This window comes from Streptomyces sp. NPDC001381 (genome assembly GCF_042895685.1).
Classification (GTDB): Bacteria; Actinomycetota; Actinomycetes; order Streptomycetales; family Streptomycetaceae; genus Streptomyces.
The window spans coordinates 1-9,680 of record NZ_JBIAWO010000026.1 but is presented as its reverse complement, the minus strand read 5'-3'; the positions used below and the strand labels follow the sequence as shown (position 1 = coordinate 9,680).

The window sequence follows — 9,680 nt, the reverse complement described above, 5'->3', positions numbered from 1 at the left end:
GTGGAGTGGGAGCGGTTCGCTCCGGCGTACACGAGCGTGCGGCCCAGCGCGTTGCTGGCCGGTCTTCCCGAAGCCCGCACCGCCCTCACCACCACGGCGGACAGCCCCGCCGGCGCACCGGCCGGCTCGGTGCTGCGCGACCGGCTCGCCGGACTGCCCGCGGCCGAACGCGACCGCGCCCTGCTGGATTCGGTCCTCGCCGGGGTCGCGGCGGTGCTCGGTCACGCCGACACCTCGGCGGTGGAGGCCACACGGTCCTTCCGGGATCTGGGCTTCGACTCCCTCACCGCCGTCGAGCTGCGCAACCGGCTCGCCGCCGAGACCGGCCTGAAGCTGCCCAGCACCCTCGTCTTCGACCATCCGACGCCGACGGCTCTCGTACGACTGCTGCGACAGGAGCTGTTCGCGGACGGCGACCCGGGGGCGGACGCGCCGCCGCCGGTTCCGTTCCTGACCGCCACGACGGACGACCCGGTCGTCATCGTCGGGATGGCCTGCCGGCTGCCGGGCCGGGTCGAGAGCCCGGACGACCTGTGGCGGCTGGTCACCGAAGGCACCGACGCGATCTCCGCCTTCCCCACCGACCGGGGCTGGGACCTGGACGCCCTGCACGGCACAGGTGACGACGGCCGGAGCCGCAGCCACACCCGCGCGGGCGGATTCCTCTACGACGCCGGGCAGTTCGACCCCGCCTTCTTCGGCATCTCGCCCCGCGAGGCCCTCGCCGTGGACCCGCAGCAGCGACTGTTGCTGGAGACGTCCTGGGAGGCCCTGGAACACGCGGCGATCAGGCCCGACGCACTTCAGGGCAGCCGTACGGGTGTCTTCGTCGGCGCCGGCAGTTCCGGATACGGCGCGGGACTCCGTGAGGTGCCCGAGGGGCTCGGCGGGCAGCTGCTGACGGGTGTCGCCGGCAGCGTGGTCTCCGGCCGCGTCGCGTACACCTTCGGCTTCGAGGGCCCCGCCGTGACCGTCGACACGGCCTGCTCGTCCTCCCTCGTGGCGCTGCACCTGGCGGCGCAGTCGCTGCGGTCCGCCGAGTGCGACCTGGCACTGGTCGGCGGGGTGACCGTGCTGGCCGACCCCGGGGCCTTCGTCGAGTTCAGCTCCCAGGGCGGTCTCGCGGCGGACGGCCGGTGCAAGGCGTTCTCCGAGGAGGCCGACGGCACCGGCTGGGCCGAGGGGGTCGGCGTGCTCGTCGTGGAACGGCTCTCCGACGCCCGCCGCAACGGGCACCGGGTGCTGGCCGTGGTCGCCGGTTCCGCCGTCAACCAGGACGGCGCCAGCAACGGCCTGACCGCCCCCAACGGCCCCGCCCAGCAGCGGGTCATCCGTCAGGCGCTGGCCGGGGCGGGGCTGAACCCCGCCGACGTCGACGCGGTCGAGGCGCACGGCACGGGCACCAGACTCGGTGACCCGATCGAGGCGCAGGCGCTGCTCGCCGCCTACGGGCAGGACCGCGAACAGCCCCTGTGGCTCGGCTCGTTGAAGTCCAACATCGGTCACACCCAGGCCGCCGCCGGGGTCGCCGGCGTCATCAAGACGGTGCTGGCCATGAACCACGGCCTGCTGCCGCGCACCCTGCACGCCGAACAGCCGTCGAGCCATGTCGACTGGTCGGCCGGCGAGGTGCGGCTGCTGACGGAGAACACCGCGTGGCCGCAGGCCGGGGGACGTCCGCGGCGGGCCGGTGTGTCGGCCTTCGGGGTGTCCGGCACCAACGCCCACGTCATCCTGGAACAGCCCGCCCCGCCGAAACCCGCCCCTCAGGCGCCGGCCCTCGGACAGCCCGCCCTTGAGGGGCCGTTCCTCGGGCAGCCTGCCGCCGAGGAGCCCCGCGACGGTGCCGTCCCCGGCGACGACCCCTCCGAGCACACCACCGTGCTGCCCTGGGTGGTCTCCGGCCGCAGCCGAGGCGCCCTGCGGGCCCAGGCCGCCCGGCTGGCCGACCATCTCGCCGGCCGTCCCGAGGCCGCGGCGGTCGAGGTGGCCGCTTCCCTCGTCCGCACCCGCTCGGCGTTCGAGCACCGGGCCGTGGTGTGGGGCGGGGACCGCGGGGCCCTGCTGCGCGGTCTGCGGACGGTCGCGGACGGCGAGCCGGCCGACGGCGCCGTCATCGGCTCCGTGCTCCAGGACGGCCGTACGGCATTCCTGTTCGCCGGACAGGGCGCGCAACGCCTCGGCATGGGAAGGGAGTTGTACGCGGAGTACTCCGTCTTCGCCGACGCCTTCGACGCGGTGTGCGCCCACCTCGACACCGAACTGCCGCGCCCGTTGCGGGAGGTGGTGTTCGGTGAGGACGCCGATCTGCTGAACCGGACGGAGTACGCCCAGCCCGCGCTGTTCGCGCTGGAGGTGGCTCTGTTCCGGCTGCTGGAGTCGTGGGGTGTGCGTCCGGACGTGCTGCTGGGTCACTCCGTGGGGGAGTTGGCCGCGGCCCATGTGGCGGGGGTGTGGTCGCTGGCCGACGCGTGTCGTCTGGTGGCGGCGCGCGGCCGGTTGATGCAGGCGCTTCCTGCGGGTGGGGCGATGGTGTCGCTCCAGGCGTCCGAGGACGAGGTGCTGCCGTTGCTGGCGGGCCGGGAGACCGAGGCCGGCATCGCCGCCGTCAACGGACCGCTGTCCGTGGTGGTCTCCGGCACCGAGGACGCGGTGCGCGAGATCGCCGCCGCCGTCGAGGCGCTGGGCAGGCGCACCCGGCGGCTCCGGGTCAGCCACGCCTTCCACTCCCCGTTGATGGAACCGATGCTCGCCGGCTTCCGTGCCGTCGCCGAGAGCGTCACCTACGAGGCGCCGGGCATCCCCGTCGTCTCCGACGTCACCGGCGCTCCCGCCACCGCCGAGGAACTCGCCTCCCCGGAGTACTGGGTGCGGCACGTGCGGGACGCGGTCCGCTTCGCCGACGGCGTGGGCACGCTCGCCGACCGGAACGTCACCCGTTTCCTCGAACTCGGCCCCGACGGCACGCTCACCACGCTCACCCGGTCGTGCCTGCCCACGGCGGACGGTCTGCAGGTGTCCGCGCTGCGGGACGACCGTCCCGAGCGGCAGACCCTGCTGACGGCCGTCTCCGCCCTGTTCACCCGGGGCGTCGACGTGGACTGGACGGCAGCCCTGCCGTCGCTGTCCCGGGCGCCGCACGTCTCCCTGCCCACCTACGCCTTCCAGCGCAGGCGCTACTGGCTCGAGGTGCCCGCCGCGACGGGCGACGCCTCCGCGCTCGGCCTCGCCGCCACCGGCCATCCGCTGCTCGCCGCCGCGGTGCCGGTCGCGGGCAGCGACGCGGTCGTGCTCACCGGACGGCTGTCGCTGCGCTCCCACCCCTGGCTGGCCGACCACCGGCTCGGCGGCGCGGCCGTGGTGCCCAGCACCGCCTTCCTGGAACTCGCCGTCCGCGCGGGCGACGAGGCCGGCTGCGACGAGGTACGCGAACTCACCCTGGAGGCGCCCCTCACGGTGCCCGAGCACGGCGCGGTCCGGCTCCAGGTCCGTGTCGACGCGCCGGACGCCCGGGGCACCCGTGCCCTCTCCGTCCACTCGCGCCCCGACGACCCGCAATCCGACGGCGCCGCGTGGACCCGCCACGCGGGCGGCCTGCTCGCACCCGCCGGCCCGGCGGAGGACCGGGCGGCCGACTTCGCCGGCTTCGCCGTCTGGCCCCCGGCCGGAGCGGAACCGGTCGCCGTCGGCGACCTGTACGAACGGCTGGCGGCCGACGCCGGTCTGGAGTACGGCCCGGCGTTCCGCGCCCTCACCGCCGTATGGCGGCACGGTGACGACGTGTACGCCGAGGTCGCCCTCGACGCGGACGCACGGGAACAGGCACGGCACTTCGGACTGCACCCGGCCCTGCTGGACGCGGCACTGCACCCGCTGGGCCTCGGCCTGCCGGAGGGACTGGAGGAGGGGCTGCTGCTCTTCGCGTGGCAGCGCGCCGCTCTCCTCGCCGACGGCGCCACCACGCTGCGCGTGCGGCTGACCCGACGCGCCGAGGACGCGGTGACGCTGCACGCCGCCGACGCCTCCGGGCAGCCGGTGCTCGCCATCGAGTCGCTGCGCCTGCGGCCCGCCCCCGCCGCGCCCGCCCCGAGGGATCCCGGCGACACCGGCCCTGCCGAGGACCGTACGGACACCGATGCCGTGGACGGCGCCCGCGAGGCCGCGGCGGCCGGGCTCGGCGACGCCGCCGAGCCCGCCCGTCCCGCCGTCGCGGCCCGGACCGTGCGCCGTCGCGCCGCCGACACCGCTGCCGCGGCCGGGGAAGCGACCCTGCTGGACCGGCTCGCCGGGCGGTCCGCCGCCGAGCGCCGGCGGGTCCTGCTCGACCGGGTGCGCCGCAAGGTGGCCGCCGTGCTGGACTACGTCGACCTCGACGAGGTCGAGCCCTCCCGCGTCTTCAAGGACCTCGGCTTCGCCTCCGTCACCGCCGTCGAACTGCGCAACCAGCTCAGCGCCGAACTGGGCGTCCTGCTGCCGGCCACCCTGGTCTTCGACCACCCGACACCGCTCGCGCTCGCCGCGCACCTCGACGAGGAACTGTTCGGCGCCCGGCCGGACGCGGCGGCGCCCGCGGCCTCCCGCGCCCGGCTCGACGACGACCCGATCGTGGTCGTCGGCATGGCCTGCCGCTATCCGGGCGGCATCACCAGCCCGGAGGAGCTGTGGGACCTCGTCGCGCACCGCGGCGACGGCATCTCCCCGCTCCCGGCCGACCGCGGCTGGGACCTCGCGGCGCTCTACCACCCGGACCCGGACCACCCGGGCACCTGCTACGCCCGCGAGGGCGGCTTCCTGCACAACGCCAGCCACTTCGACCCCGGCTTCTTCGGCATCTCCCCGCGCGAGGCACTGGCGATGGACCCCCAGCAGCGGCTGCTGCTGGAGACGTCGTGGGAGGCACTGGAGCGGGCGGGCATCGACCCGGCGTCCCGGCGCGGCACCCTCACCGGTGTCTTCGCCGGCGTCACCTACCAGGACTACATCGGCATCCTCGGCGCCGCCAAGGAGAGCTTCGAGGGCTACATCGGCACCGGCAACTCGCCGAGTGTCCTGTCCGGCCGTATCGCCTACGCCCTGGGACTGGAGGGCCCGGCGCTGTCCGTCGACACCGCCTGCTCCTCGTCCCTGGTGGCCCTGCACCTCGCGGCGCAGTCACTGCGGCAGGGCGAATGCGATCTCGCGCTGGCCGGCGGTGTCACCGTCATGTCGACGCCGGGCTCCCTCATCGAGTTCAGCCGGCAGCGGGCGCTCGCCGAGGACGGCCGCTGCAAGCCGTTCTCCGCGGACGCCGACGGGGCGAGCTGGGCCGAAGGCGTCGGCATGGTCGTACTGGAGCGGCTGTCCGACGCCCGGCGGAGCGGACACCCCGTCCTCGCCGTCGTCCAGGGCAGCGCCCTCAACCAGGACGGCGCCTCCAACGGCCTGACCGCCCCCAACGGACCCTCGCAGCAGCGGGTCATCCGCGCCGCGCTGGCCGGGGGCGGGCTCACCCCGGCCGACATCGACGCCGTGGAGGCGCACGGCACCGGTACGACGCTGGGCGACCCGATCGAGGCCCAGGCGCTGATCGCCGTCTACGGCCAGGACCGTACCGAGGACCGCCCCCTCTGGCTGGGCTCGCTGAAGTCCAACATCGGGCACTCCCAGGCCGCCGCCGGTGTCGGCGGCGTGATCAAGATGGTCATGGCCCTCCGCAACGGCCTGCTCCCGGCGACCCTGTACGCCGAGACCCCGACCCCCGAGGTCGACTGGTCCGCGGGGACCGTACGGCTGCTCGACGAGCCGGTGCCGTGGCCGCGGACCGACCGTCCGCGCCGCGCGGGCGTCTCCTCGTTCGGCATGAGCGGCACCAACGCGCACGTCATCATCGAACAGGCCCCGGACGACACGCCGCCCGACGACACCCCGCTCAACGACACGACCGTGCGGACCCCTACCGGGCAGACCACGGCCGGGCAGAGCACGGCCGACCCCCTGCCGACGCCCGTCCTCCTCCCCCTCTCCGCCCGTACCGGCGACGGTCTGCGCGCCCAGGCCGGACGGCTCCTCGCCCACCTGCGCGACCACCCCGGACTCGGCCTCGCCGACCTGGGCCTGTCCCTGGCCACCACCCGCACCGCCTTCGAACAGCGGGCGGTCGTGCTCGCCACCGACGACGAGAGCCTGGAACGCGGACTGCGCGACCTCGTCGAGGACGGCATGGTCAGCGACGTCGTCCGCGGCCTCGACCGGCGCGGCACCGGACCCGTGCTGGTCTTCCCCGGCCAGGGCGCCCAGTGGCCCGGCATGGGCCGTGAACTCCTCGACACCGCACCCGCGTTCGCCCAGCGCATCGCCGAGTGCGAGCAGGCGCTCGCACCGTACGTCGACTGGTCGCTGACGGCCGCCCTGCGCGGCGGCCCGGACGCCCCCGACCTCGACCGGGTGGACGTCGTCCAGCCCGTCCTGTGGGCCGTCATGGTCTCCCTCGCCCACCTGTGGCGCTCCTACGGCGTCGAGCCCGCCGCCGTCGTCGGCCACAGCCAGGGCGAGATCGCCGCGGCCGTCGTCGCCGGCGCCCTGTCCCTGGAGGACGGCGCCCGCGTCGCCGCCCTGCGCAGCAGGGCCATCACCGCCATCGCGGGCGACGGCGGCATGATGTCCGTCCCGCTCCCCGCCGGCGAGGTGCGCACCCGGCTGGAGCCGTACGGCGACCGGCTCTCCGTGGCCGCCGTCAACGGCCCCGGCTCGGTCGTCGTCTCCGGCGCCGCCGACGCCCTCGACGACCTGTTCACCGCGCTGACCGGCGACGGCGTCCAGGCCCGCAAGGTCGCCGTGGACTACGGCAGCCACTCCGCGCACGTCGAACCCGTCCGCGAGCAGGTCCTCGACACGCTCGCCGGACTGCGGCCGACGCCCGCCGAGATCCCCTTCCGCTCCTCGGTGACCGGCGAGTGGCTGGACGACGACACCGTCCTGGACGCCGCCTACTGGTACACCAACCTGCGGGAGACCGTCCGCTTCGAGGACGCGGTCCGCGGTCTGCTCGCCGCCGGGCACCGCGCCTTCATCGAGGTCGGACCGCACCCCGTCGTCGCGTTCGGCCTCCGGGAGACCGTCGAGGACGCCGGCGCCGACGCCGTGGTGCTCGGCACGCTCCGCCGGGACCAGGGAGGCCTGGACCGCTTCCTGACCTCCCTGGCCGAGGCCCACGTCCAGGGCGTCACCGTCGACTGGCCCAGCGTCTTCGCCGGGACCGGCGCCCGCCGCGTCGACCTGCCGACGTACGCCTTCCAGCGGCTGCGGTTCTGGCCCGAACTGCGGGACGCGGACACCGTCGCCGAGGACGGCACGCAGGTCTCCGGCGCGGTGGAGAGCCGCTTCTGGCGGACGGTGGAGGAGGAGGACCTCGCCTCCCTCACCGCCACCCTCGACCTCGGCGGGGACACCCCGCTGCGGGAGGTGCTGCCCGCGCTGTCCGCCTGGCGGCGCAGCAGCAAGGAGCGGTCCACCGTGGACAGCTGGCGCTACACCGTCGGCTGGACCCCGCTCACCCAGGACACCGCGGCCGCGCCCCCGTCCGGCACCTGGCTGCTGGTCGTGCCCGCCACCGGGCACGCCCTGGCGGACGCCACCCGGCGGACCCTGACCGACCACGGCGTCACCGTCCGCGTCGCGGCCGTCGACGGCGCCGGCCCCGACGCCGACCGCGAGGGGCTGACCGGCCTGCTGACCGCCGCGCTCGCCGCCACGGACGGCGAGCCCGCCCTGGAACCGGCCGGCCTCGGCGGAGTGCTGTCGCTGCTCGCCCTGGACGAGACCCCGCACCCCGACCACCCGTCGGTGCCCGCCGGCCTCGCCGGCACGCTCACACTCCTTCAGGCCCTCGGTGACCTCGGCGTCAGCGCGCCCCTGTGGTGCGCCACCAGCGGTGCCGTCGCCGTCACCGCCGCCGAGACCGTGACCGGCGCGCCCCAGGCCCTCGTCTGGGGCTTCGGCCGGGTCGCCGCCCTCGAACACTCCGACCGCTGGGGCGGTCTGATCGACCTGCCCGCCGCCCTCGACCGCAGGGCGGGCGACCGGCTGTGCGCCCTGCTCGCCCGGCCCGACGGCGAGGACCAGACCGCCGTCCGTGCCTCCGGCACCTACGGCCGCCGCCTGCTGCGCGCCCCGCTCGACGGTGCCACACCGCCCGGCGAGAGCTGGCGCCCCCGCGGAACCGTCCTGATCACCGGCGGCACCGGCGCGGTCGGCGGACACATCTCCCGCTGGCTCGCCTCCCTCGGCGCGGAGCACCTGCTGCTCACCAGCCGCCGGGGCGCCGACGCGCCCGGCGCCGCCGAACTGTCGGCGGAACTGACCGCCCTCGGCGCCGGCCGCGTCACCCTCGCCGCCTGCGACGTCGCCGACCGCGACGCACTGCGCGAGCTGATCGACGCGATCCCCGAGGAGCACCCGCTCGACGCCGTACTGCACATCGCCGGCTCCCTCGACGACGGCGTCATCGACGCTCTCGACCCCGGGCGGATGCACCCCGTGCTGCGCACCAAGGCCACGGCCGCGGTCAACCTGCACGAACTGACCGCCGGCCTCGACCTGTCCGCCTTCGTCCTGTTCTCCTCGACGTCCGGCACCATCAGCGGCCCCGGCCTCGGCAACTACGCCCCCGGCAACGCCTTCCTGGACGCCCTCGCCCAGCAGCGGCGCGCCCTCGGCCTGCCCGCCACGGCCGTCGCCTGGGGCCACTGGGCCGACGGCGGCATGGGAGACGGCGCGGTCGGCGACCGCCTGCGCCGCTACGGCGTGTACGACATGCAGCCCGAACTGGCCTGCCAGGCCCTCCAGCAGGCGCTCGACCACGGCGAGACCTGTCTCGCGGTGACCGACATCGGCTGGGAACGGTTCGCGCCCGCCTTCACCGGCTCCCGGCCCAGCGCCCTCCTGCGGGAACTGGCCGACGCCCAGCGCGTTCTCGCGCCGGTCCGCGACGCCGCCTCCGGCCCGACGGCCGGCGACTCCTTCGGCGACGGCGGCGACGGCGATCAGTCCGCCCTCCGCCGCCACCTGGCCGGCCTCGCCGCCGACGAACGGGCGGACGCCGTCCTCGACGTCGTCCGCGGCTATGTGGCCACCGTGCTCGGCTACCCCGGGCCCGAGGCGGTCGAGCCGACCCGCGCCTTCAGCGACCTCGGCTTCGACTCGCTCAGCGCCGTCGAACTGCGCAACGGCATGAACAAGATCACCGGGATGCGTCTGCCGGCCACCCTGGTCTTCGACTTCCCCAACTGCGCCGAACTGGCCCGGATGCTGATCGGCGAACTCGGCACGGCCTCCGAGGACGACCGCCTGCCCGCCACCGCGCGGCCCGCGGCCGACTCCGCCTCCCTCGCCGACGACCCGATCGTCATCACCGCGATGAGCTGCCGCTTCCCCGGCGGGGCCGACACTCCCGAGGACTACTGGCGCCTGCTCGCCGACGGCACCGACGCCATCGCGCCCTTCCCGGCCGACCGTGGCTGGGACGTCGACGGCCTCTACCACCCCGACCCGGACCACCCCGGCACCTGCACCGCCCGCGAAGGCGGATTCCTGCGGGACATGGCCGAGTTCGACCCCGGTTTCTTCGGGATCTCGCCGCGTGAGGCGCTGGCGATGGATCCGCAGCAGCGGTTGCTGCTGGAGCTGGCGTGGGAGGCGTTCGA

Annotated in this window: 1 protein-coding gene; it reads left to right on the top strand. The window is 75.5% G+C overall.

Annotation, left to right across the window (positions count from 1 at the left end; translation table 11 throughout):
- Positions 1–9,680 (top strand): type I polyketide synthase (locus ACFY2L_RS38925; protein ID WP_390824715.1); only part of this gene is annotated, 9,680 nt, incomplete at both ends.